Raw genomic sequence first — 24,596 nt, 5'->3', positions numbered from 1 at the left:
ATTAAGTTTTTTTAAGTTTATAAATCTTTGACGAAACGAAATCCCATTTTATCCAGAAGCTTTCCAATTCCTTACGGCCAGCTGCGTTGAGCGTGTAGAACTTGCGTGATGGGCCAATGGTGGACGGCCTTTTTTCGATGTTTACGAGACCATTTTTTTCGAGCCTCAGAAGAATGGTATAAATCGTACCTTCTACAACATCCGTGAAACCGAGCTGACGAAGCGACGAAGCAATTTCATATCCATAGGTTTCACCGCGGCTGATGATTTCAAGCACACAGCCTTCGAGAGCACCTTTCAACATTTCGGTAAGATTTTCCACTGCTATATCGTATCAACGAGTAGCCAGGCTGTCAATAGGCTTGGCATGAAAGGCGAGGGGTGGCCCTTGATCGCCATCAAAATCGTGTGTATAATGAGTGTGTAATAAACTTACACCAAACCATATGCCCACCGCAGTAGCTCAAAGAAAACGCGTAAACTTCATGCTCGATGTAAGTGTTCTGGAGCAATTAGAGGCACTCGTGCCCTCAGGTGACAGGAGTAGTCTTGTAAATACTCTTTTGGAAGAAAAAATGATCGACCTGAGCAGAGAAAAAGCTTTTGAGCTTATTGATACATTCAAAAAAACTCACCGTCACAAAAAAATGACTGATGAAGAATTATTAAAATCCATACATGAAGCAAGAAAAGATCTGCTCTAAATATGTTGCTGATGCTTCGGTGCTAATCAAATGGTTTGGCAAAGAAATCGAGGATTTGGAGCAAGCCCAGAAGTTCGAAGAGGATTTCAAGAAAAGGCACATAGAAATTCTGCTGCCTGCTTTTGCATTTTGGGAAGTGAGCAGTCACCTCGGGAGAAAGTACTCCGTATCGGAGGCGACTCACTTGTTTAGTGCCTTTAGTTTATACAGGTTCAAGCAGTTATTTCTCACACTAGGCTCAAACTTCCTAGCCTTTAAAATAATGAAAAAATATCCCAAAGTTTCTTTCTATGACGCCTCTTACCACTCTCTTGCAATGGAATACGGGGCTATTTTTCTAACGGCAGATCTAAAATACTACAATCAGGCGAAATCTTTCGGCAACATCATGCTCCTAAAAGACTACAAGTAGTTCACCTCTAGCCAGTCACGGCACTCCTTGCTAAACTACGCGCATGCAAGAAAAGCTTAAATCTCTTCGTACCGAGGCTTTAAAAGACCTCCAATCCGCCGAAACTCTCGAACAGCTCAAAGAAGTGGAGCGGAAAGTTTTGGGTAAAAATGGTGAGCTCACGGAGCTTCTTAAAGGAGTGAAGGATCTTTCTATTGAAGAGAAACAGAAAACCGGAAAGGCCATCAACGAGCTTAAAGTGGTGTTGGAAGCGGAGTTCAAGCAAGCCGCTCGCGTTCTTGAGCGAAAGCAAATCGACAAAGCGCTGGAAAGCGACTGGATAGATCTCAGTTTGCCGGGAGAAAAGTTCGCCATGGGCTCCGTGCATCCCGTTCCCCAGACGCAAGAAGAGGTGGAACGGATTTTTCAGCAAATGGGATTCACCGTGGTGGATGGACCTGAAATCGAAAGTGAATTTTATAATTTTGAGGGGCTCAATGTGCCCGCGCATCACCCCGCGCGCGATATGCAGGATACTTTCTTTTTGGACAAAGATACCGATCATGAAGAAGGAAAGCTGGTGCTGCGAACGCAAACATCGCCCAATCAAATCCGTGCCATGCGTAAATACGGCGCTCCGCTGCGAATCATCGTGCCGGGTCGCGTGTTCCGCAACGAAGCCACAGACGCTTCCCACGAGCACACTTTTGACCAAGTGGAGGGACTTCTGATTGATACCGATGTTTCCATTGCAAGTCTCAAGGCCGTGATGCGAGACTTCTTGAGTCGCCTCTTTAAAAAAGATATGAAAGTTCGGTTCCGCCCGGGGTACTTTCCTTTTGTGGAGCCCGGAATTGAGTTGGACATGTCCTGCGTGTTTTGTGACGGAAAAGGCTGCCGTGTGTGCAAAAGAACAGGTTGGATTGAGTTCATGGGCTGTGGAATGGTACACCCCAATGTACTCAAAGCCGGCGGCGTGGACAGCAAAAAATACCAGGGTTGGGCCTTTGGCTTTGGCCTCACCCGCCTCGTAATGATGCGTTACGGCATCGACGACATTCGCCATTTGCAAAGCGGCGATCTGCGTTTTAACAAACAGTTTTAATGAACATTTCACTCAATTGGATTCGGGAATTTGTGGACTTGCCCAAGCTGAGCGGCAAAGAGTTTGGCTGGGAACTCACCGTACACACGGCGGAAGTGGAAGGCGTGATTGACGAGGCCAAGAATTATGAAAACATGGTGATTGGGAAAGTGCTTTCCGTAAAAAAACATCCGGGGGCTGATCGTTTGAATTTGGCTCAAGTAGATATCGGCGACCGAACCGAACAAATTGTGTGTGGCGGGCAAAATTTATTTGAAGGAATGCTGGTGGCCGTGGCGAAACCGGGGGCTTGGGTCCGTTGGCATGGTGAAGGAGAACCTGCGGAGCTCACCGAAGCAAAAATTCGCGGCGAAAGCAGTTATGGAATGATTTGTGCAGGCGAAGAAATCGGCCTCGCGCCAGACAACACGGCAGAGACCAAGGAAGTGCGCATTCACGACCTCACAGCCACCAAAGCCAAGGTGGGCACGCCTCTGGCGGAAGCCTTGAATCGAAACGACACACTCCTGGAAGTGGACAACAAGTCCCTCACCCATCGTCCGGATTTATGGAGTCATTATGGTTTTGCACGAGAGTTCGGCGCCATCTTTGGAAAACCGCTTAAAAAACTCGACCCTTTCTTGAAAATAAAGCCTGCAAGCGGCAAAGAAAAAGTCTCCATTAAAATTGAAAACTCTACCCTGTGTCCGCGGTTTTCAGCGGCCATTATGACCGGAATTAAGATTGAAGAGTCACCCGAGTGGATGAAAGCCCGCCTACGAGCAGCCGGAATGAATCCCCACAACAACATAGTGGATGTCACCAACTTTGTGATGCTGGAACTTGGCCAACCCATGCACGCCTACGACCGCAAAGTGGTGGGCGATGATGGCTTCATCGTGCGCACTGCAAAAAAAGGTGAGAAATTAGTGACCCTGGATGAAACTGAGAAAAAACTACATGAGGAAGATCCACTGGTCTGCAATAAGTCTGGCGAAGCGCTGGGCTTGGCGGGAGTTCAGGGTGGACTAAAATCCGGGATCAGTGATGCGACGACCGAAATCATTTTGGAATCCGCCGCCTTCAACCCCGTGGTGGTCCGCAAAAGTTCCGCACGGCACGCCCTACGCACCGACGCCTCCCAACGATTTGAAAAAGGCCTGGACCCCGGTATGACAGAAGTGGCCATAAACCGCGCCATAAACTTGTTGCAAGAGCTTTGCCCATCGGCAAAACTGGCCGGTCCAATCGTAACAGAAGGCACTTGGAAGCCTAAGAAAATTGTGGTCACGGTGAGTCCGGAATCGGTGAATAGTAAGATCGGTGTAAAAATCCCGACCAAAGAGATGGTGAGCATTTTAAAGTCTCTCGAGTTTGAAGTGGCACTCATGGGAAAAAATCTAAAAGTCACCGTGCCGGCGCATCGCGCAACGGGAGATGTGAGCATTGAAGAAGATCTTGTGGAAGAAGTGGCGCGCATCTATGGCTACGACAATATCCCCGCCGTTCTCCCACACAAGCCCATGCAGCTCCCTCTCGAAAATCCGGAGCGGTTTTACAAACACGCCACCCGTAATATTTTTGCACTTGGGCTGGGCTTCACCGAGGTGGTGAATTATTCTTTCTACAGCAAGAATCATTTGGAAAACTGCGGACTTCAGGAAGAGGGGCACCTTAAGGTTTTGAATTACCTCTCCGAAGATCAAACTCACATGCGCCGCTCGCTCATCCCCAAAATGCTGGACAATATCGCCACGAACCAACGCAATTTTGAAAAGGTGCGAATCTTTGAACTTGGCCACACCTACGAGGAAGTCGGCGACTACATGCCTCGGGAAGAAAAACACTTGGCCGCCATGGTGGCGGAGCCCGGCGAACCTTTTTTCGTCATCAAAGGGGCCTTGGAAAACTACTTAAAAGCGTTTGGAGTCACTTCCTTCCAGCTGCACGAATCCAAAAAACCACTGGCCTATGCGCACCCCAAGAAATGCATGGACATCACCGTGCGAGGCAAAACCGTTGGGCACCTCTTCACGGTGCATCCGGGGGTGCTCAAGGCCTATGACTTGACTACAAACAGTGGCGCCTTCGAACTGAATTTCAGCGCTCTGGTCCAAAACGGCCGCGAAGAAAAACGGTTCAAGCCGCTGCCCAAATTCCCATCCATGAGCTTTGATATCTCCGTACTGGTTGATAAAAAAACAAAATCCTCAGAGCTGGAGAGGGCTATTCGCTCAGGAGATGAAGCTAAAATAATAGAGTCCGTCGAGCTTTTTGACTCCTACGAAGGCAAGAATATCCCGGAAGACAAAAAATCACTTTCTTATACGATTGTCCTCCGCCACCCCGAAAGGACTCTGACCGAAGAGGAGTTCCAAAAAATTCACGGCTCCGCCTTCCTTGCTATCGAGAGGTCCGGTGGTATAATCCGTGGGCGTCTATGAAAACCTGGACTAAAAAACACATTCGAGACGGCTGGGAAAAGCTAAAACCCCGCCCGCACATGTCTAAAAAAGAACGCGGTCTCCGTTTTGTGTTGATTGGAATACTCGGAGGAGGACTGTCCATCGCTTTTTTAACCTTCGTCTACGCCTTTTGGCTCCTCATCAGCTTCAATCCTAGTGAAGCACAGGCTAAAGATTCCACTCAAATCATGGATCGCGAGGGGAATCTCCTCTACACCATTCACGGTGAAGAAAACCGTGAGTCCCTCAAAACTCTTGAAGAGATTTCTCCTTACTTGATCGATGCCACACTGGCCATTGAAGACGATAAATTTTACAAACACATTGGGATTGATGTCCCCGCTCTTTTCAAAGCAGTTCTTTCACAATTTGGCATAGGCACCCCAAGAGGAGGTTCCACCATCACTCAACAGTTGGCAAGAAACGCCATGCTCAATTTGGAGCACAGCTACATTCGTAAATACCGTGAAATTCTCATCGCCTTGGTGATGGAAGTAAAATTCAGCAAAAATGAGATCCTTTTGATGTATCTCAATGAAATTCCATACGGAAACAACGCCTACGGAATTGAACTTGCTTCCAAGCGCTATTTTGAAAAAGATGCCAGTGAACTCACTTTAGGAGAGTCCGCTATTTTGGCGGGAATCCCGAACAAGCCCACGCGTTACTCCCCTTATGGAAACTACAAATATTCCGTCTTGGCCTTTGAGCTCACGGAAGAAAGTTTGAACGGACGAGTCATTAAGAGTGAAGAGGACTTGGGCTTGGACGAATTCACTCGAGGTCTTTTGGGGACGGCGTTCACCATGCCGGACGGAAGCACCTTTTATATAAGAGGCCGATCGGACTTGGTGCTGGAAAGAATGGTGGAACTGGACATGATTGCGCAGTCAGAAGCCGACGCCGCACTGGTAGAAATCGCAAGTATTGAGTTCAAAAATTACAACGAACTCGATACCGCCGAGCACTTTGTGCTGTGGGTGAAACAAGAATTGGAAGAGACCTATGGGGCGGATGTGGTGGAACAAGGAGGTTTACGCGTCTACACCACGCTCGATCCCGACTTCCAAAAAGCTGCGGAAGAAGCCATCGAAGAACGCAAAGACACGCTGCTGGACACTTATGGAGCGAGCAACGCCGCACTGGTCTCGGTGCAACCTCAAACCGGACAAATTCTTGCCATGGTGGGCTCCGTGGACTTCACAAATTCCGAAATAGATGGCCAAGTGAACATGGTCACCAGCGCTCGTCAACCGGGGTCTTCCTTCAAGCCCTTCGTGTACTCGCTGGCTCTGCTCAACCAATACACGGCCGCCACCGTATTTTATGATGTCAAAACTAATTTTGGAAACTGGAGTCCTAATAACTTTGATGGTGGTTTCAAAGGTCCAATGACCATGCGTTACGCCCTCGGCCAATCCAGAAATATCCCCGCCATCAAAGCCTACTTCCTTGCGGGAGAGGAGAAGGCCATCAAAGAATATGCTAAAAAATTCGGCCTCGACAGTCTGGTTTACGATCCGGAATATCCCTCCGGCCCAAGTTTGGCACTGGGAACTGCGGAAGTAACGCCGCTGGAAATGGCGGAGGCGTACAGTGTTTTTGCAAACAATGGCACCCACACCGAACTGAGCTCCATCTTAAAAATAGAAACCACGGATGGAAAAGTGCTGGACCAATGGGACGAAGCTAAAGTAGAAAAAACCAAAGTCGTGGACCCCCAGGTGGCCTACATCATCAATGATATTCTCTCAGACTCAAGCGCGGGCTTGGGCGCCAACATTTACCTCCCCGCCATCGACAATGCGGCAAAAACAGGGACCTCCAATGTACCCAACACTAATCTGCCCAACAACAACTGGATCGCCGCGTACACCCCAACGCTCGTCACCATTGGGTGGGCCGGGAATGCCGACGGAAGCGCCCTCAATTCCAATGGAGAGTCCTACAGCACCATTGCCCCCATTTGGAAAAGTTACATGGGCAAAGTTTTGAATCGTCTGGAGCCCACGGAATGGCAACGCCCCAGTGGAATTCGTGAAATAGCGGTGAGCAAGGCGAGCGGAAAACTGGCGGGAGAAAGCACTCCACCCGACATGGTGGGTACAGAAATTTTTGCGGACTTTGCGGTTCCCACCCAAGTGGATGATGCCTTCGTCACCGTTAAAGTGGAAACCATCACAAAGCGGCTTGCCACGGAATATTCCCCCGAAGATGCCGTGGAAGAACGAAGTTATCGCATCCATCGTGAGGCCTGGGGAAATTGGCAGGACGATATTGATGCCTGGGCCAAAACTCAGGAGGAAGATTCTCAGCCCCCCACCGAATACGCTTCCGATATTCACAACGCAGAGACCGCCTCCAATGTCCCTGAATTGGCCATCACAAGCCCTCAAAGCCTCTCTTCTGTTTCCAGAGAAGATCGACTCCACGATGTCACCGTAGAAATTTTAGATGAGGGAAATGGCATCGACCGCGTAGAGTATTTTGTCAACGAGGATCTTCGCTACACCTCTCTGGAATATCCTTACGACGGAATCATCGTGATCCCCATCACCTCCCGGTCGGGCAGCGTTTTGGAAATCACCGCAAAAGCGGTGGATCAGTATGGATACTCTTCAGAAAGCACCATTCAATTGCGAGTGAGCGACGACGGTGAGGACTCCAATAACTCCGGCAACTCCGCTGAGCCCAGCGACAACAGTACAAATATTTTAGACAGCATTCTTCCTAAACGACGCGGGCAATAAGCAGCCCATCTCCCACCGGAATCTCAACCACTTTGAGTCCGGCATGTTTGTGCGTGGCCTCAATAAAGCTCTGCATTTTTCCAAAACGATGAGACCGAACATTGTCCACCACAATCATGCCACCTGAAGGGATGCGTGGAAAAATAGCATCAAAATAAGACTGGTGCTCCTGCTTGGTGGCATCAAAAAAAGCAAGGTCGATGCGCTTTGGCAGGATGGGGTTTTCCGTAAAAATCTCCGGAGCATGTCCCCTCAATTGCAAAATGCGGTGCTCCAATCCCGCCGCTTCAATATTTCTTTGAGCCGTGTGGAACCGTTCCTCATGAGACTCAATGGTCCACAGCTGCCCCCTTTGATTTTTCTCGAGAGCGGAGGCCATCCATAGGGCGCTGTATCCAACCGAAGTACCAATTTCAAGCACCACTTCCGGCTCCAAAACGCGCACCAACCAGTGCAGCATTTTCCCGGTGGCAGGGCCAACAATCCATTGGTCTTGCGCCTCATTTTCGGTCTCTATTCTTTTCAAAACATCTTCAAGCATGAGAGCAGTTTGTTAAAGGCTTTTCCGCGGTGACTCACCGCATTTTTTTCGTCCAAAGAAAGTTCCGCATACACTTTACGGTATCCTTCGGGGTAAAAAATCGAAGAGAGCGGTATCCCCTGGCGAACCGGAACTTGTGGTGCCATTGCAAGGGTTCCCTTTGTGTCCCCCACAAAAACTCGCTCCCCTTCGGGCCCGGCATAAGCCGCCGCGCACACAAATTCGGCGTTCCGATTTTCTTCCGACTCCATTCGCTTTAAAAATTGTTCGAGCCACTCTTCATCACTCGCTCGTTCTCCCGCCCCCCATCGACGCGTCTTTACCCCAAGCTCACTTTCAAGCGCTTCCACAAAAATACCACTGTCGTCGGCCACGGCGGGTATCCCGGATTTCTCAAAATAAAACCTCGCCTTTCCAAGTGCATTTTCTTCAAAGCCATCCCCGCCCTCAAAAAAATCGTCACTAATCCCCACTTCCGCCAAAGACAAAAGCTCGGCACCAAGTGGAAGCAACATTTCTCGAATTTCCTCAAATTTTCCTGGATTTTTTGTGGCGACAAGCAGCTTCATAAAATCGAGTTGAAAAGGCCTGGTATAATGTACAATATCCCCAATGATTAAAAAAGCCTTCCCTTTCGGTTCCATTGGCATTGGACTTGCCCTCCTCCTCTCTTTGGTGGGTGAACTGAGTCGCTTCCACGGGTTTTTATGGATCGACCTCTTCGTCCCGCTGTTTGTTCTCACCTGGACCACAATCCAAGCCATACAAAAGCGCCCCATTCGCCTTCCCAAAACGGCCCTCCCCGTTCTTATCTTTCTCTTCTTTGGATTCGCTTCCCTGCTCCTTCATTCCGGCGACATGTCCGGGCAAGAAGTGCTGGAATCCACTTTTTACGGGGTCCGTTTCGCGGCCTTCTTTTTACTTTCCGTGGTCGTTTGGAATCAAAGTGCGGCTGAAAAAAAACACTCCCTCCTCGCCCTGCTCTTTTTCATTTTCCTTTTGTGCGTGGCGGGCTTCATCCAACTCAAAATCATGCCGGATTTCACCACCATGGAGCTCTTGGGCTGGGACCCACACCAAAACCGCCTGCTCTCCACTTGGTTTGACCCCAACTTCGTGGGCGGCTTCCTGGCTTTCATGCTCCCCATTGTGGTGGGGGTGGCCTGGGATGCTAAAAAACACCGCGCCGTGCTCGCCGCCCTGGCTCTCGTGATGCTTCTGGCTCTTGTACTCACCCTTTCTCGCAGCGCCTACCTGGCGCTCATGGCGGGACTTTTTGTTTTTGGACTGCTTCGCTCCATCAAATTGCTCTTTGTTTTTATGGCCATTCTTCTTGTGACCCTAAGTTTTTTACCCCCCGTTCAATCTCGATTTTTGAGCCTTGTGGAAAGCATCGAGTCCGCCTTTGTGGAAGATTATTTTCTCCCCGACGCCTCCGCCCGACTTCGTTATGATTCTTGGGGAGAGGCCTGGCAACTCTTTTTGAAGGAGCCCTGGATTGGGCATGGCTACAATCGATACAAACACGCCGCTCTGGAACTGGGAACGCTCAAAGATCTTGAAATTCACTCCGCCAGCGGTTCCGATTCCAGTCTACTCAACATTTTGGCCACCACCGGACTCCTCGGCTTCATTCCTTTTCTGGCGGCCTATCTCCTCCTCGCCAAACAAGCCTGGGTTCACAAAAAATCCGGCTTCGCCGCGGGCTTCCTGGCCGGTCTCTGCGGCCTCTTCATCCACGCCATTTTTGTAAACAGTCTCCTCTTCCCCCTTTTCATGGCTCCTTTTTGGATCACTGCGGGTCTCTTGCCTCATTCAAAGGAAGCCGAATAGTCCACTCCGCCCCAGCTGTCCACCCGGACTCTCCCCTAAGCGACCCACGGCTCAGGCTTCCTCCGGCCTTTTCACAAAGCGTCTTGCACTCATCAAGGCCATACCCATGCCCCGTCGCTGCATTGGGCCTACTGGCAAAAGGCTCGGCAGGAAACCCGGGTCCATTGTCGAGCAGGTGGATGACAAGGCTGTTCCCTTCAACATCAAAGCTAAACTGAACCTCAGTAGCTCCTGCCTTCTTAGCATTATCAATAAGGTTGATGAGAAGTCTGCTGAGGTTCATGGTGCTGAGCGGAATCTCCTTCCCCGTGAAATAAAAAGGGATCTTCGTGGGATCCCCGTACCGCAAATGCATGTCATCAAAGATCTGTGACAATTCTTCAAAGTGCATAAAGAGTGCGGCGGGAGCCCCCTCTTGACCGTCCAAAACACTTAAAATTTTCTGGACAATAACCCGCGAATGCTCCAAATCTGTACCGGTAGGATTTGGCCGTTCCAAGAGGCTTAAAAGTACAATAGTAAGGTTTCGAACATCATGGATGCGTCGTGCCAAATCAAGACGAGATCTTCTTTTCACCACCACCGGATCCGGCCGAAAAGTGGCTGCCAAAAATTCAAAAACTGCTTGGTCGGCGAAGCTCAAGTCTCCACCCGGCATCATCATGCTCAAAGACGCCTGCAATTCAGAAAGGCTTGTACGAACATTTAAAGGAATAAAAGGATCAAGCACCAAGTCCTTACAGGCTAAGTTCACCTCGTCCGCCACACGAGTCCACGCGGCAGGATCTAAGCGCGTAGGACTAAGTTCTTCTTCTACTCGAGCCTCACCGGACTCTAAAGAGTGTGACATAGAAGAAATTATACAACTCTTAATAGGGTTGTCAATATCTCTAGTGCCCGCTTCTGCTCAATAAAAAAGGGACTGGTGGCCACCGTGATGAGTGAAGCATTTTGGGCGTGCTTCAAAATAAAGCGCCGGGCCTTTTGAAAATCGATGTAATTCATTTCCGGCGCAAAAAAATCGAGATCGATATTGAGGATTTTGTTATCTCGAGCACAAAAGGACTCATCCTCAAGCGCTTGTTCGCTGGTCACAAACTGCACCTCCCCCACAAGCCCACCCCGCTGCGCCGGCACAATATAATTGCCCACATTCAAAACTTCGTTCGTGTAGGCAAAAACTTCCTCAAGGCTTGCTCCCGTAAAAGGCACACCGGGATCTCGCGCATCCTTGTGTTGATCAATATGAATCAGTGTCGCGCCCTCTCGTAAAAACCCACGGGCCCGCGCCTCATGCCAAAAGTAAAAAACATGATTGTGATTGTCCACAACAATAACGGGGATCCCATTAAAAGAAGTCCTCACAAAGTGCAAAAGTCCAACACAATTCTGCAAAACCCCGTACTCATCCCGATCGGAAAAAACAACTTCTGTACCCTCCCGAATATCCTCCAAAGATCCTTCCACAATGGCGGGTATAAAAAGTTGCGGCGCCTCCCCGCGGTCTTCATAAGAAAACACATTGTTCCCTCGCTTACCGGTTAAATAAAAAGCTTTTTCGTACATCATTCAACGGAAGGAGATTTATTAAAATTGAGGGGTTCGGCGATTTTCTTTGAGCTCGCCTCGGTGCTTTTTTTCATCCAAAACTTTTTCTTTCGCCTTGCGGCTTCGGCGTTTTTTTTGCTTGCGCAGCTTAAAAGCTTTTTGCATCAACTCGGATTTCTTCCCCAGTATCTTTTCTTCAATTTTTAGGATCAAAACCCTGTACGCCGCCATGCGATTAGCCTCCCGCTCCCTCTGATCCTGAACTTTCACTTCCATTGCGGTGGGTAAATGTTTGAGCCAAACCGTACTGGCGGTTTTATTCATTTTTTGTCCTCCGCTGCCGCTTCCTCTCACAAATTTCTCCTCAATATCTTCAGGGAAAATCCGCAGCCTCTCGGCCTTTTCAAGAAATTTCTGCTTCAGCGGAACGGGGAAATCACCCATAAGTACGGCTCGCGCCAATTTAATAGCCCTTATTCTCCACGAATTTCTCCAAAAGTTCCAGAGGATAAACCGATGGGCTTTCCGCAATGCCTTGGTGAAAGAGCACCGTGGAAGGAGTAAGCCCGGGAAGCGTATTCACTTCAATCAAAATCAGGTCCCCGGTGTCTACTTGAATAAAGGCATCGATCCGAGAGTACCCTTCGATTTTTAAAACTTGGGCCACTTTTTCTATGGATTTTTTAACTCGAGCCAAAACAGCAGGCTTCACATATTTCTCCGGAGGCGGGGTGAGATTGATTCCCGTCCCTCCTTGAAATTTTTCTTCCACCGAAAGCACCTCCCCTTCCGCAATGGTAAGGCTGGGGCTGAGCGCATGAATTTTACCCTCCATTTGAAGCACCCCAACCGTCACTTCAATCCACCCCCCTTTACGGTGCCATTTGAGACGATTCCCTTTTACCCGAACCGTGTCGGTTTCAATAAATTTTTCAAAAAGGAGGTGCGCAATGGGCTGCAGAGGCATTTCAATAGGGTCCTTTTGTTTACTAAAAGACCCGGCGGGAATTTGGGTTTCTCCACTCAAAACGAAGTGGATGTACTGCTGCAAATCATGCCAAGTGAAGAGGCGCACAATGCCGGAAGAGCACCCCTCATCACGAGGCTTAACAATGAGCGTTTTAGAGCCAAGATTCTTTTGGAGTTCCGTGAAGTATTTTTCAAAATCTTTATCATCCCATCCGTCAAAACCACTTGAAAGAGCGGTTTGCTTGGGCGCCACAAAAATCCCAGACTTCTCCAGGCCCATGAGCCGGTGTCCCGTTTCAGCCTTATCCGCGCACACCCTGGAAGTTTCCGCGCTGGGTCCATTGAATTTCACTCCGCTGTCCGCAAGCATCGCTTGAAGTGTCCCGTTCTCTCCAATTCCACCATGAAGGCCCAAAAACACAAATGAACTCTGCTCAATAAATTTCTGTAAGCTCATTTTTCGCGGGATGAAGAAGGGCTCGCTGGCCTCCCCCTCTCTAAGCGCTAAACGAAGCCTCACTTTTTCCTCCAAAAATCGGAGCCGTTTTTCCCCTTCCTCCGCTTTCTCGCAATTCTCTAAAATCTCTTCCACCGTGTGGTTGAGCGCGAAGGCATAAGGGATCTCCCACACCTCTCCATTGAGATCCAAGAGATAAGGCCTGGGGGTATATTTTTCGCTGCGCCGTAGTTTAAGCCATGCATTTGTCCCACTCATCAAAGACACCTGCCGCTCGGAAGTGCTGCCCCCAAAAAGGACATTCACCGGTTTCTTTTGCACCGCAGCGGAAACTTTTTTGGGCGGCATCGTCAAGCCGTAACGATCCGCGGCATGCTGCACAATGCTGTACAAAAGATCTCTGTGACTGAATCCAATGCGGGCCGTTTGTTGGAAAAGAAAACTATTTTGCTCCATTCCACTGATGGTATTGAAATCGGAAAACCAGATTTTCCCGTCCGGAAGCAGCCACCCATCGAAACGAGCAAAGTCACGATGTCCCATGATCTTAAAAATCTGTTCCGCTTGAAGTTGAATGCGCTCAATGGTCTCGTTATCAAATCGTGGTGGACAGTGGTATCGAACCTGGTGCGTGGGCAGGTACTTTTTCCGAAAATCAAAAATCTGATTCTTCGTGTAATCCGTCTCAATTTCCGTGGGCAAAATGGCCACCGGCATATTGAATCGATTTTCCAAAATAATCACCGTAAATTCCGTCCCCTCACAAAAAGGCTCCAAAACAAGCCGCGTGTCCATCCTTCGCCCAAAAAGCAATTTAGCCTTCTCCAGGGCTTCCTCCGGGCTGCTCACCGAGTAAACCCCAATGCTGGAGCCCCCGCTCGCGGGTTTCACCACCGCTCGCTTTATTTTATTTTTCCTAAAAAACTCCTCAATAATTTTCTTGTGATCCGTGTGATGAATTTTAAGCAAGGCCGAGGGCAGCGTAAAAAATCCATTTTTCCTCAAAAAGCCATTGGCCTCAAATTTGTCCCACAGTTTACACGCCTGGAGTCCCGCGCCCACAAAAGGAACCTTGAATCGCTCCAAAATTCGCTGAATTCCACCATCCTCCCCAAACTGTCCATGCATCACAGGAAAGGCCAAATCACAGGATTTTAAAAGATTTTTCAGGGCAGTGGCGCTCAAAAATTTGGCTGTTTCCCCTAATTTAAAATCAAAGTCGGAGGGCGTGTTGGAATACAATTGCGCCGGCGACAAATGATAGGCTCGTTTTTTGTGGTCAAAATAAACAGGGACGATTTCTACTCCATCTCCCTCAAGGTGGTTGAGCACACTCCGCGCGGAGTTGAGAGAAATTCCTCTTTCGAGCGAAGGCCCCCCACAAATCAGTGCAATTTTCATATATTTTTACAGTAAAATTTTATCACAAAGTAACCTTAAAATACAGACATTGCAAGCAAAATCTATATTTTAGGTACATTTTTTTACAAATTTTGCCAGCCTACGCCTTCTTCCCCCTCAAAAGTCGCAACCCCACATATAAAAGCGGTGAATAGAGGGCCCCCATTGCAACCTTATAAAGCCACCATGTCACAATAAGACTAATCATCATCTTGAGCTCATAAATTCCGTAGAAGGCGATGAACATAAAAATAACGGTGTCCAAAAGTTGAGACCATAAGTTGGAAAGCATAGATCGAAGCCAAAACAACTTCTTCCCAAACCGTTCTTTAAGAAAGAAAAAGGAGAATACATCCTGGTATTCCGCGATCAAAAAGGCGGCTAAAGAGGCCACGGCAATTCGAGTGGAGACCCCGAACATGAGTTCATATCCTTCCCTTGCCCAAAGGCCGTCATCAGACCACGGCATCCAAAGGGAGAGCAGGGAGTACGCCACAAAAAGTGCGGTGCTCACAAACCCTGCCAAAACAAAAGACCGCGCTACTTTTTTACCATACACTTCTCCAATAAGATCCGTCATCAAGAATACAATGGGGAACGAAAACACGCTCACGGAAAGGTGCCCTCCAAACAAAAAAGGCATCACTTTGAGGCCCAATGTATTTGCAGCAAACAAAGAAGTAAGGTAAATACTGAGCGCCAAAATGAGCTTTTTAAAAGCCCCATCGGCCAAACGGATTTCTTGCGTTTCAGACATGGTATAATGGTTAAGACCTCGGGGATTTTACCCTAAATCCCAAAATAAAATCTATAAGAAAATATGCTCGTCACCAAAGACCTCTCTTACGAAACTTCTGCCGGCCCCCTTTTCGAGGGAATCAGCGTGTCTTTGGACGGAGTTTCCAAAAAACGCGTGGCCATTGTGGGGAAAAACGGTTGTGGAAAGTCCACCCTCCTCAAGCTCCTCACGGGAGAGTTGGAGCCGGAGCAAGGGAGCGTCAATCGATCTCAGGAAGTCATTGCTTACCTCAAGCAGGACATCCTTTTCCCAAACGAAGAGGAGCTGGTGGGCACTTATTTGGAAAGCAAATTGGAAGAAGAATGGATGTCGTATCAAATCGACATGGTCCTGGAAGAAGTGGGCCTTGCGCAAGAAATTCTCCTTCAGCCCCTCAAAAGCCTGAGCGGGGGCCAACGCGTGCGCATCGCGCTCGCGGAGCTTCTACTCCTGGAACCCACCATCCTTCTTTTGGATGAACCCACCAATCACCTGGATCACGCGAGCATCGAGTGGCTCAAAACTTTTGTGAACGCTTTTCGTGGAACGGTGGCCTTTGTCTCGCACGATCGCAGTTTCATCAACGCCGTGGCGGACCAAATTTGGGAGATCACCGCGGAGCATGGAGTGGAAGTGTACAGCGGAACCTACGACCGATTTTTGGTGGAACGATTTGAACGCTACCAAAAACGACTCCAACTGCATGAGTTCAGTCAGCGAGAAGTCAATGAGCTCGAGGCCTGGCTCGCGGAAAATGCGAACCACCCCAAATACAAATTCACCGCCACGGTGGCTCAAAAAAAGAAAGCCCTGGAACGGATGGAGAAAAAAGCCCCACCCGCTCCCGTCCCCGACCCCCGCGTCAAAATGAAATCCTTGGTGGCTGGACAAGAGGGCTTGGTTTTAAACCTCCGCGTCAACAGCAAACACTTTGGGGACCACGAACTTTTAAAAGACACCGTGCTCAAAGTGGAGCAGGGCGACCGCGTGCTCATCGAAGGCCCCAACGGCTCCGGCAAAAGCACTTTGCTTGGCATTTTAAGTGGAACGGATGGAGATTTTGACGGCACCCTCAAGCTCCGCGCCAACCTCAAAATTGGTCACTTGGGGCAGTTTTCAAAGCTCGACCCCAACAAAACCGTGCTCGACGAATTTGGAGCCAACACGCACATTGAATACACTTCCGGCCGTAGCGTTCTCGCCAATTTTCTTTTCCCGGCGGAACTTGTGGACAGCAAAATTAAAACCCTGAGTTACGGCCAACAACGCCGTCTGGAGTTCGCCATTCTGCTCACCAATAAGCCCGACCTTCTTCTTTTGGATGAGCCCACCAACCACCTCGATATTTTCCTGCGTGAAGATTTGGAACGCTTTCTTTTGGATCAAGAAATCGCCATGGTGCTCATTTCCCACGACCAATATTTCATCAAAAAGGTGGGCATCACAAAAACGCTCAAGCTCCGTTAAACCCTAGCGATTGATCTGAATGATTCGCATCGGGCACGCCTCCGCCGCTCGCTCATTGGCCTCCAAGTCACAATCAAAAACTTCAGCCACAAAAACAGCCTTCTTCTTTTTTCCTCCCACCAGCACCGCCTTCCCCTCTTTTTCGTCCATCATCCAAGACTGGGGTGCAATATTCACACAAGAGTTGCATCCAATGCAGTCGTTCTGGAAATGGACAATCTTAAAGGGCATTGAGCGCTCGTTTTTTTAGAAGATAAATCTTGTCGTTCTTTCGCACCGTTTCGACCAAAGGGATGGTCGCCAAACCCTGTCTACCACACTCCTCCACCTCCGCCCCATCCTTCATCATGGACTCCACCCGACCAAAAACCGCTCCCGTTGTTTTTCCAATAACCACAAATTCATCTCCTTTTTTCAGTTCATGGGCGAGCAAGTTCAGCTCCGCAATTTTTGCTTTTGCAAAATAGTGGCTCACCTCTCCCGCATAGATTTTTTCATCCGTGGCCTTGCTGCCGGAAGATCCGCTCCACTCGGGGAGTTTTCGGCCCAAATAATACCCTTCGGAGAACCCGCGGTTGTATACACTTTTGAGTTCCGTCATCCATGCTTCAATCCTTTCTTTTGTGAAAGTCCCTTCCAAAATCGCATCTCGCGCTTCACGGTACACCTGCACCACCTTGCTCACATAATCCGCGCTTTTTCCCCGCCCTTCAATCTTAAAAACAGACACCCCTGTCTCCGCCAGTTTATCCAAAAAAGGAAGGCAACAGAGGTCCGTTGGGCTGAGCACAAATCCATCTTCAATCACCATTTCCGTGCCGGTCTCCTCGTCCGTCACCCGGTACTTTTTCCGGCATTCTTGCAAACACGCGCCTCGTTGCGCAGAAGTATTATTGGTGATCAAACTCATCTGGCAGCGTCCACTTTGGGCAATGCAAAGTGCCCCATGCACAAACACTTCAATACGAACCAAGGCTCCACCCGGACCTTTAAGCCATTCCTCTTCAATCTTTTTACAGATTTCTCTCATCATTTCCATATCCACTTCTCGTGCCAAAACAAGGGTGTCCGCAAACTGCGCATAAAACTTCACCGCTTCGTAATTGGAAATGGAAAGTTGCGTGGAGGCATGCAAGGAAAGTCCAATGGATCGTGCGTACTGAATGGCCGCGATGTCTTGAACAATAACCGCGGAAATCCCCGCCGCCTTTGCCGCATCCAAAATTTTACGCATCAAAACAAGGTCATGCTGATACAAAAGCGTATTCATGGTGAGGTAGGACCGAACCCCACTCTCCTCACAAAGCTTCACCACCTCCTTAAGTTCTTCCAAGGTGAAATTATGGGCCGCTCTCGCCCGCATATTGAGCTGCTCCACGCCAAAATAAATACTGTCGCAGCCGGCATTTATCGCAGCCGAAAGCGCTTCAAAGGAACCCACCGGGGCCATGATTTCAATTTTTTGCATAAATCTATTTTTAACGAAGCAGACCCGTTTTAATGAAAAATCACCTCTCTGTAAAGGCACAGACTCGAATTCAATCTCTTGCTATCTAAATGAAGTGTTGTATAATTCGCACCTAAACCCTTCCCCCAAATGAGCCTCGACTCCCATACCGACACATATGAACCCGATACTCCTCCCAACCTCGCTCGCATAGACGAGCTGCGGGGGGAAATTGAAGCGGTGGATGAGAGCCTCCTCGCACACTTGGCTCAGCTCCACAGCTACAGAAACGAGATGAAGGTCCTGGAGGCCAGGCTCAGCCCCTTGCGCGCCAGAAATGCTGCTGCCTTAGGCGTGCCCCTCCCCCTCGTTGAAGGGCTCTTTGCGCTTCTTGCAAAAGAATCTGTCGAGGAAGTTCCTGAGCCCAGCACCACAGAGATCCGTCAAAAAATGATCGAGGACGCAAGCTTCAGTCTCATTGCCCTGCTGGCTCAACGCCTGAATTGCATCAACCGAATCGGCGCAGTAAAAGCAGTTCTCGGTCTTTCGGTCTGCGACTCCACTCGTGAAGCAGAGCTCAAATCCTTACATGCCAGAACCGCAGTACCCCTAAACCTGCCCCTCCCCCTCGTTGAAACGGTTTTCACCCTCATCCTGGAAGACTCGAAGGCGTGTCAGAGGCGTTCCCGCTAAACTCTCGCCACCCCACGGAATCCCCTGGCGGCATAATAGGACTCCGCACCATTGTGGTACACAAAAACTTTGTCGTAGCGACGATCACAAAAGAGCGCCCCGCCCAGTTTCCGGACGGCCGCAGGTGTTTTAATCCAGCTTGATGTTTTTAAATCAAAATCTCCAAGTTCCTGCAACCCTCGGTACTCCTCCTCAGATAAGAGCTCAACGCCCATCTCCCCCGCCATATCCATGGCACTGTTTGCCGGCTTGTGTTCCTTCCTTCCATCCAAAGCTTCGCGATCATAACAAACACTTCTCCGCTCTTTTGGGCTTTCCTCGCTGCAATCATAAAAAAGATATTCTCCCGTTTTTTCATCCTGACCCACAAGGTCCGGCTCTCCACCCGTTCTTTCCATTTCATAAAGCGCCCCCACCTTTTCGCCATTACCCTCCAGCCTGGCCTGCACCTTAGCCCACTCAAAACCTTTATGCCGATTCATGTTTTTTTCAAAACGCGCCTTCAGTGCCCCAAGAAACTCTTTTTGTTCTGCTGTATTCATACAAATATCTTAGCTCATCACACCATGAAAAGCTCCTCTTTTTTCTTCCGCGTAAGCTTTTTAATCTCCACCTCTCTTTTCCGCGCCGCACTCAAGCTCTCACACTCTTCGCTGTACACCAATTCCACCGGCCTCCGCGCCCGCGTATATTTCGCCCCACTTTTTAAGTTATTGTGTTTATGCAGCCGCCCCTCAAGATCCCCGGTACTCCCCGTGTAAAGCGTCCCATCACTGCACCGCAGAATGTAAGTAAAAAATGGCATAATTGAATGGAAATCAATAGCACACACGCCTACATGGGTTTCGCCATCGCCCAGCAGAGTTCAAAAATCACATTCTGGTAAAAGTACGCGATGTCCTTGTTTTCGATGATCGTATTGGTGAGCTTGCCTTCCGTGTAAGACATGAGAGACATGGAGTCGTTCCAAGAAAAAATTCCGGATTTCCACTGGAGTTCCGGTGGCAAAAGTCTCACCTCAATATTGTACTCCTTGGCCTTTTTGTTCACTCGCGTGGCGAATGCGCAGGGTGGAAAAATCAGACGGGTATAAATGCCTTTCTTAGCACGGCGAACAAAATAATCTTCTAAATACTCGGGCCCAAGCAACTTAGAGAACAGGTCAACATAAGTGAAAACAAAGACCTTACCCCTCGCCGTCAAAGTCTCTTCGAGCATTTTCTTGAACCCGTCCAATCCTTCATAAAACTTCACCGTCGGAATACTTTTATCGACCGCCTGCACCGAATTCAATAGACCCGTTACATAGTCCAAATTCGACTTCAGTAGCTTCATTTCATTCTCGCGTTTTTGAAGCAAACGATGCAAAATGTCCGGCTCTTCCGCCCCAATCAACCGTCGATTTTCTTTTCGAGTTTCATACAGCAAGCCCTTTTCAACAAGTTGTTCCACCGCGCTGTGCACGGTGACGCGATTCCGCTTCATTTTCTTTGCCAACTCTTGCACGGTCGTGGGCCCCGTCTTAAGCGACTCCACATAAATTTTCGCCTCGCTTTCATTGCACTCAAACTGCTTGAGCAAGGCCACAATTCGACTTAAATCGGTAGCAGTAAGCATACTGTAGATTAACTTTCTACATCAATTATACCCTGTAATTAAACAAAATGACAGCTTGTTGTCGACATGATACCAAAAATGAGTCATAATACTCTCTTGGCTCTAAACAAATTAACCCACATCACCATGTCTGGAAAACACACCCCGATCGCACTTGTCTACAGAGACAATGACCTATATGCGACCAAACTCCCAGAGATAAGAGCCAGGCTTGAAGCTGAAGGCCATCCTACAACATTGGTGGCATTCCCGGTGGAAGCCACTAATGAGGAAATCCAAAATAAAATACTAGATGTACTAGGGAAAGATCTTTCAACACATGTGCATATACTTGACCGTACAACTTCAATTGCACTAGGAGAGGCTACTCCTAAAGGTCAGGAAAGGCTCATAGCCGGTGAGACTCTAGATATGGTGTTTGACGATGCTTTGAAATACGCTGACCAATTACCTGATGACGAAGGAAAACGTAGGCAAATGCTTTACTCAATCGATGGATTCTCAGACGAATTTTACAAACAAAAAATGGATGCATTTGGGGAAAGGTTGAAAGAGCTTATAGCGCCCCACATGGAAGCGAAAGGCCTCACAAAAGTTTGTATAGTAGGAAGCAACCTCGGCGATCATCCACCATTTTCAAGTATTAGAAACTCATTTTTTAACGGAAAAACACGAGCAGAACACATTAAGACATGGATGACCGAGCTAGGCATAGCGGAAGAAAATATCACAATAGTAAGTAATCTTCATGAATTACGGTCCCTTCATGGCTGTAATGTTGGAGGAGATACTGACACTTTATATATCTTGGATCGCCACGTATTAGGAGTTCATGGTGAAGCAAGGGGGGGAGGGGCGGACGGAAGAATAGCATTACTTCCTATGGAGAACCTGGTGGCTAGCGTAATTCCTCTTGAGGATTCACCGGAAAGAGAAGCCCTCAAGAAAAGAAAAGAATTAGATAATATTATCGCACGCATTAACCGGTTGGCGACATGGGCGTTAGACCCCCAAGAAGACCGCGAATAGAAAAAGGGTATATAACACTCCCTTGTGCTCTAACAACAACCATTATGCCTTTCATACAAGAATTCCAAAATCTTTTGCGGACGCAGCCCCGTTACAACCTCAAGCTCGTCATGGCCGAAAATTGTGGCTATTCGGACACCGCGGTGAAGTCTAAAAACTGCTATTACTGCTTCGGCGTTTTCTACTGCGAAGATGTGTACTACGGTCGTTATTCCCGCAAATGCAGTGACTGTAGCGGCGTGTCGTTTTGCGTGAATTGTCAGTGGTGCACCGAATGCGTCGATTGCGTCAATTGCTACAGCTGCGACTTCTGCCAGGACTGCCAAAACTGCGCCGAATGCCAATACAGCCAAGACTGTTACGGCTGCAAAAATTGTTTCGGCTGTGTGGGGCTCTATCAAAAACAATATCACCTCTTCAACCAGCCTCTCAGCAAAGAAGAATATGTGCAAAAAATCGCCCAATTCGATCTCTCCAATCCCGATCACCTCGCCTTCATCCAAACACAAGTGGAAGCGTTGAAACGCAAAACCCCTCTCCCCGCCTTCCATCAAACTATGACCGAAAATTGCACCGGCGATCACATTACGGAAAGTAAAAACTGCTTCAACTGCTACGACATTTTTGCCTCCGAAGACTGCCTCTACACCGTGGAAGCCAATGCCAACAAAGACTGTGTGGACCTCACCGTTTGTTTCGAAGCCGAGGCCCTCTACAGCTGTGTGCAGTCCCCACTCTGCTTCAACTGCAACTTCTGTCTCCACACCGACCGCTCCAGCGATTCCGAATTCTGCGCCTACTCCCGCAACCTCAAAAACTGCTTCGGCTGCGTCTACCTGGAAAACAAGGAATACCACATTTTAAATCAGCCCTACTCACCCGAAGACTACGCCAAAAAAGTCGCCGAAATCCACCAAGAGCTCATTGCAGGCGGCCACTACAATCTCACGCCCTACTTCATCTCCGACTACGAACACAACCGCCTCCAAACCGAAACCGATTCACCCTTAATCCTCTAAACACTATGAACGCCTCTCCTTCCCTTCAATGCAGCACTCCCAACTGCGGAAGAAACTTCCTGGTCATCAGCGCCGAAGCCGACTTTTATAAGCGCAAAAATTTGCCACCCCCCACTCATTGTCCAACTTGTCGTCACCGCCATCGCATGGCACTTCGAAGCGAACGGCAAATGTACAAACGCACCTGCGCCAAATGCCAACAAGACATGCTCTCCGTCTACCCGCCCGAAGCCCCCTACACTATTTACTGCCAAAAATGCTTCTGGGAGAACATTGGGTGAAGCTTTGGCCCCCACAAGATATTGACACAAGCAGCGTTTTGTGGCATCCTACCCACTTTAGCTTACTCTCCAAAGTATATGCGAGCACCGTCTTTATACACAGGGGCACGCCCAGCCCAAGGGTCTGGTCCTGTAGATGCACTTGATCGCTACAACGAGCGCATGAGGCCCATAGCAGATTTCTTAAAACTAGAGGAAGAGGCGGGCCTATTACTATCTCAAACGAGGCGAGCGCTCAGAGAGAAGCCACCATTGGGGATACCTACGGTAGAGGATTTTGGCTTGCGTTCACTCGTTGCTATCGATCCTCGCGATCTAAGGCCGGGCAATGTTATTTTAGTAGGGACTGTCGAAGAAAGAGACGTACAAACCCAGGTAGGATTTGCTTTTCATGTTTTGCGCACAGATGTCTACACCGGCAGCCCTATTAAGGGAGATCTTGATGTAGAGGTGGAGTGCCTCCGTCTCGGCCCCCTTATGAACTTGCTTGAGTACTGCCCCGACGGGATAGCTTACATTCAAGATCCTTTGATTTCCGTAGGCAGGTGTGCACATTTTTCCAACCGCAACAATACTCCTGCCACTGCTACGGTGAGGGCTTTGTACTGTGTGAGATCCGTCGAAAGCTTTGGCTCTACATATCCTCACCTAAATAGGCTGCTTGTTGGTTAGGCTTCCACATTTTTTACCCTCTCTTCATCATGACTACACTTCAAACTACAGAAACACCTTGGGGTCGACTCGAAAGTTTTTTACAGGAAACGCAGGGAGACCTGTCGGTGTCCGCTGCAATTGCAGCGCTTACAGTTTTCTTGGGGGAAAGTGATGGGGAGCTTACTTCACTACTTAAAGTGCTTTCGGAAAAGGGCAAACTAGTGACACCCAATAAAATAAGAATACTTGTTAGTAACTGGGGGCCTATGAGAGGAATATCGGTCATGTGTATTGAATCTGGAATGGCTGTTGCCCACCTTGGTGCACATGGGAACCCTACGGTGACCGCTAAAGACACCCTCATCCTTCTTGAGGATGGTGTGGTCAAACATCTTGACGATATGGAGTGACAAAGATTAGCGCTTGGAGTAATATTTGCGCTTAAGCCTCCTGCATTTGTTTTTTGCATTCAGGTATGCTTCAGTAAATTCATCCTATCCAATTTATGAAAAAACTTTTTCTCCTTTCATTGCTGACCCTTGGACTCACCGCTTGTGCAACAAGCCCTAACCCGGAACCTATTGTCGAAGACAGCCTGACTCTCACCGAAGACCTTCTGGTCTCGGGAGACTGGGGTCCTGTGGGGGTTCTCGGCGCTTATATCGAGTTCAACGAGGATGGCACTTACCTCGACTCCTTTGCGGGTGAAGGCGGTGCCCCCGTCGAAGGGGCCTATCAAATTGAAGGAGAAAAAATGATGCTGACCCCAAGAAACGGTGAAGCGCCTTGGAGCATGACCTTGGGCGAATCCGCAGACAGCCTCTACTACACCGTCTATCTGACCGCGGACGGGTCGCCAAAGTACTGGGACAGAAATACACCTGTCCCTGCAGGCAGCAAACGAATTGTGGACTCTTATTCCGTCATCATCGTGGACTCCGATGCCCAGGTGACCCCGGAGGCTACGCCAAAAGCAAAGCCAGAAATCGGCTCTCCGGTCTACGAATTCCGATTTTGTGCTGAAGGCTGCGAAGTGGGAGAAATCGAAAGCTTCGCCGGAAGTTTCACCGGCGTACTTGCACGGACAGAAACTAAAGAGACAGTGGCTGGCCTTGAAGATTATTGGTATCTCGTGGGCGTTGAACTCGGCTGGTATTCCGGTGCTCTCATCGACGGAGAGCCCGCCTATGGCACCAAAATTTCTTACGCCTGGGTCCACGGATCAGAGCTTCAGTAGAGTCCCGCCTTCCAACTTGTTTACTTGTTGGAGCGTTGAACTAACTTAAACGGTGAGATAATATCTGCACATGGGAACAGAGGTCTTAACGATCATCGGACTTAGTCTTACGGCAAGTGTGGTCTGTTTTTTCACAGCCATGACGGGGTCGGGCTCCGGTCTCATTCTGGTTCCACTCTTAATCCTTGCGGGGCTCAGCCCCGTTCAAGCCATTGCGGTGCACAAGTTTAA

Annotated in this window: 23 protein-coding genes and 1 pseudogene; 12 read left to right on the top strand and 12 right to left on the bottom strand. The window is 48.8% G+C overall.

Annotated features, from left to right (window positions below):
* Position 1 precedes the first annotated feature (1 nt).
* Positions 2–322, bottom strand: a complete 321-nt coding sequence (locus tag WC777_02445; protein ID MFA6024052.1) for a PadR family transcriptional regulator — start codon at positions 320–322, stop codon at positions 2–4.
* Positions 323–446: 124 nt separating this feature from the next.
* Here WC777_02445 and WC777_02440 point away from each other — a divergent pair, with 124 nt between their 5' ends.
* Genes WC777_02440 through WC777_02420 form a run of 5 tightly spaced genes read left to right on the top strand, consistent with a single transcriptional unit; the run spans position 447 to position 7,394 of the window.
* Complete coding sequence (locus WC777_02440; protein MFA6024051.1) at positions 447–704, top strand: hypothetical protein; 258 nt, start codon at positions 447–449, stop codon at positions 702–704.
* Complete coding sequence (locus WC777_02435) at positions 679–1,116, top strand: type II toxin-antitoxin system VapC family toxin (protein MFA6024050.1); 438 nt, start codon at positions 679–681, stop codon at positions 1,114–1,116. The genes WC777_02440 and WC777_02435 overlap by 26 nt, the downstream gene beginning before the upstream one ends.
* Positions 1,117–1,159: 43 nt before the next feature.
* Positions 1,160–2,200 (top strand): phenylalanine--tRNA ligase subunit alpha, encoded by a 1,041-nt coding sequence (gene pheS / locus WC777_02430; GenBank protein MFA6024049.1) that lies wholly within the window; start codon positions 1,160–1,162, stop codon positions 2,198–2,200.
* Positions 2,200–4,668 carry a phenylalanine--tRNA ligase subunit beta gene (gene pheT / locus WC777_02425; GenBank protein ID MFA6024048.1) on the top strand — a complete coding sequence of 823 codons (2,469 nt, stop codon included), beginning with the start codon at positions 2,200–2,202 and terminating at the stop codon, positions 4,666–4,668. Before pheS ends, pheT begins: the two co-directional genes overlap by 1 nt.
* A gap of 14 nt (positions 4,669–4,682) precedes the next feature.
* The gene (locus WC777_02420; GenBank protein MFA6024047.1) at positions 4,683–7,394 is read left to right on the top strand and encodes a transglycosylase domain-containing protein; all 2,712 of its coding nucleotides are present in this window, start codon (positions 4,683–4,685) and stop codon (positions 7,392–7,394) included.
* Here WC777_02420 and WC777_02415 read toward each other — a convergent pair.
* Positions 7,375–7,935 carry a class I SAM-dependent methyltransferase gene (locus WC777_02415; GenBank protein ID MFA6024046.1) on the bottom strand — a complete coding sequence of 187 codons (561 nt, stop codon included), beginning with the start codon at positions 7,933–7,935 and terminating at the stop codon, positions 7,375–7,377. The genes WC777_02420 and WC777_02415 overlap by 20 nt on opposite strands.
* Positions 7,908–8,504: a non-canonical purine NTP pyrophosphatase gene (locus WC777_02410; protein MFA6024045.1), complete on the bottom strand. Its 597-nt coding sequence runs from the start codon at positions 8,502–8,504 to the stop codon at positions 7,908–7,910. Before WC777_02410 ends, WC777_02415 begins: the two co-directional genes overlap by 28 nt.
* Positions 8,505–8,547: 43 nt before the next feature.
* Between WC777_02410 and WC777_02405 the strand changes: the two genes are divergently transcribed.
* Complete coding sequence (locus WC777_02405; protein ID MFA6024044.1) at positions 8,548–9,768, top strand: O-antigen ligase family protein; 1,221 nt, start codon at positions 8,548–8,550, stop codon at positions 9,766–9,768.
* 858 nt (positions 9,769–10,626) lie between these two features.
* Here WC777_02405 and WC777_02400 read toward each other — a convergent pair.
* From WC777_02400 to WC777_02385, 4 genes are all read right to left on the bottom strand, one after another.
* Positions 10,627–11,337 (bottom strand): UPF0489 family protein, encoded by a 711-nt coding sequence (locus WC777_02400; protein ID MFA6024043.1) that lies wholly within the window; start codon positions 11,335–11,337, stop codon positions 10,627–10,629.
* Between the two features lie 18 nt (positions 11,338–11,355).
* Complete coding sequence (locus tag WC777_02395) at positions 11,356–11,760, bottom strand: peptide chain release factor-like protein (GenBank protein MFA6024042.1); 405 nt, start codon at positions 11,758–11,760, stop codon at positions 11,356–11,358.
* 19 nt (positions 11,761–11,779) lie between these two features.
* Positions 11,780–14,143: a hypothetical protein gene (locus WC777_02390; GenBank protein ID MFA6024041.1), complete on the bottom strand. Its 2,364-nt coding sequence runs from the start codon at positions 14,141–14,143 to the stop codon at positions 11,780–11,782.
* Positions 14,144–14,243: 100 nt separating this feature from the next.
* Positions 14,244–14,900, bottom strand: coding sequence for a queuosine precursor transporter (locus WC777_02385; protein MFA6024040.1), 657 nt, complete (start codon positions 14,898–14,900; stop codon positions 14,244–14,246).
* A gap of 63 nt (positions 14,901–14,963) precedes the next feature.
* Between WC777_02385 and WC777_02380 the strand changes: the two genes are divergently transcribed.
* Positions 14,964–16,388, top strand: a complete 1,425-nt coding sequence (locus WC777_02380; protein MFA6024039.1) for an ABC-F family ATP-binding cassette domain-containing protein — start codon at positions 14,964–14,966, stop codon at positions 16,386–16,388.
* A gap of 3 nt (positions 16,389–16,391) precedes the next feature.
* Here the strand turns inward: WC777_02380 and WC777_02375 are convergent, their stop codons facing one another.
* Together WC777_02375 and WC777_02370 are read right to left on the bottom strand one after the other, a co-directional pair.
* Positions 16,392–16,619, bottom strand: coding sequence for a ferredoxin (locus tag WC777_02375; GenBank protein ID MFA6024038.1), 228 nt, complete (start codon positions 16,617–16,619; stop codon positions 16,392–16,394).
* Positions 16,609–17,856 (bottom strand): peptidase U32 family protein, encoded by a 1,248-nt coding sequence (locus WC777_02370; GenBank protein MFA6024037.1) that lies wholly within the window; start codon positions 17,854–17,856, stop codon positions 16,609–16,611. The genes WC777_02375 and WC777_02370 overlap by 11 nt, the downstream gene beginning before the upstream one ends.
* A 129-nt stretch (positions 17,857–17,985) precedes the next feature.
* Here WC777_02370 and WC777_02365 point away from each other — a divergent pair, with 129 nt between their 5' ends.
* Positions 17,986–18,528 (top strand): chorismate mutase, encoded by a 543-nt coding sequence (locus WC777_02365; GenBank protein ID MFA6024036.1) that lies wholly within the window; start codon positions 17,986–17,988, stop codon positions 18,526–18,528.
* On the opposite strand, the gene WC777_02360 is transcribed toward WC777_02365, so the two are convergent.
* The 3 genes and pseudogenes from WC777_02360 to WC777_02350 form a co-directional block, all read right to left on the bottom strand.
* Positions 18,525–19,070, bottom strand: a complete 546-nt coding sequence (locus WC777_02360) for a DUF4256 domain-containing protein (GenBank protein ID MFA6024035.1) — start codon at positions 19,068–19,070, stop codon at positions 18,525–18,527. The genes WC777_02365 and WC777_02360 overlap by 4 nt on opposite strands.
* Before the next feature lie 50 nt (positions 19,071–19,120).
* Positions 19,121–19,333 (bottom strand): annotated as a pseudogene (locus WC777_02355) (GIY-YIG nuclease family protein).
* Between the two features lie 29 nt (positions 19,334–19,362).
* Positions 19,363–20,145, bottom strand: coding sequence for a helix-turn-helix domain-containing protein (locus WC777_02350; GenBank protein ID MFA6024034.1), 783 nt, complete (start codon positions 20,143–20,145; stop codon positions 19,363–19,365).
* 126 nt (positions 20,146–20,271) lie between these two features.
* Between WC777_02350 and WC777_02345 the strand changes: the two genes are divergently transcribed.
* The 4 genes from WC777_02345 (at position 20,272) to WC777_02330 (ending at position 24,365) form a co-directional block, all read left to right on the top strand.
* Positions 20,272–21,174 (top strand): hypothetical protein, encoded by a 903-nt coding sequence (locus WC777_02345; GenBank protein ID MFA6024033.1) that lies wholly within the window; start codon positions 20,272–20,274, stop codon positions 21,172–21,174.
* A gap of 44 nt (positions 21,175–21,218) precedes the next feature.
* Complete coding sequence (locus WC777_02340) at positions 21,219–22,193, top strand: hypothetical protein (protein ID MFA6024032.1); 975 nt, start codon at positions 21,219–21,221, stop codon at positions 22,191–22,193.
* Between the two features lie 443 nt (positions 22,194–22,636).
* Positions 22,637–23,146, top strand: a complete 510-nt coding sequence (locus tag WC777_02335) for a hypothetical protein (protein MFA6024031.1) — start codon at positions 22,637–22,639, stop codon at positions 23,144–23,146.
* A 487-nt stretch (positions 23,147–23,633) separates the two neighbouring features.
* Positions 23,634–24,365: a hypothetical protein gene (locus tag WC777_02330; GenBank protein MFA6024030.1), complete on the top strand. Its 732-nt coding sequence runs from the start codon at positions 23,634–23,636 to the stop codon at positions 24,363–24,365.
* Positions 24,366–24,596 lie beyond the last annotated feature (231 nt).

Source organism: Candidatus Gracilibacteria bacterium (genome assembly GCA_041661045.1).
GTDB lineage: Bacteria > Patescibacteriota > Gracilibacteria > UBA1369 > 2-02-FULL-48-14 > 2-02-FULL-48-14.
Note: the sequence above shows the minus strand (reverse complement) of the source record. Positions and strands in the feature narration are given on the sequence as shown.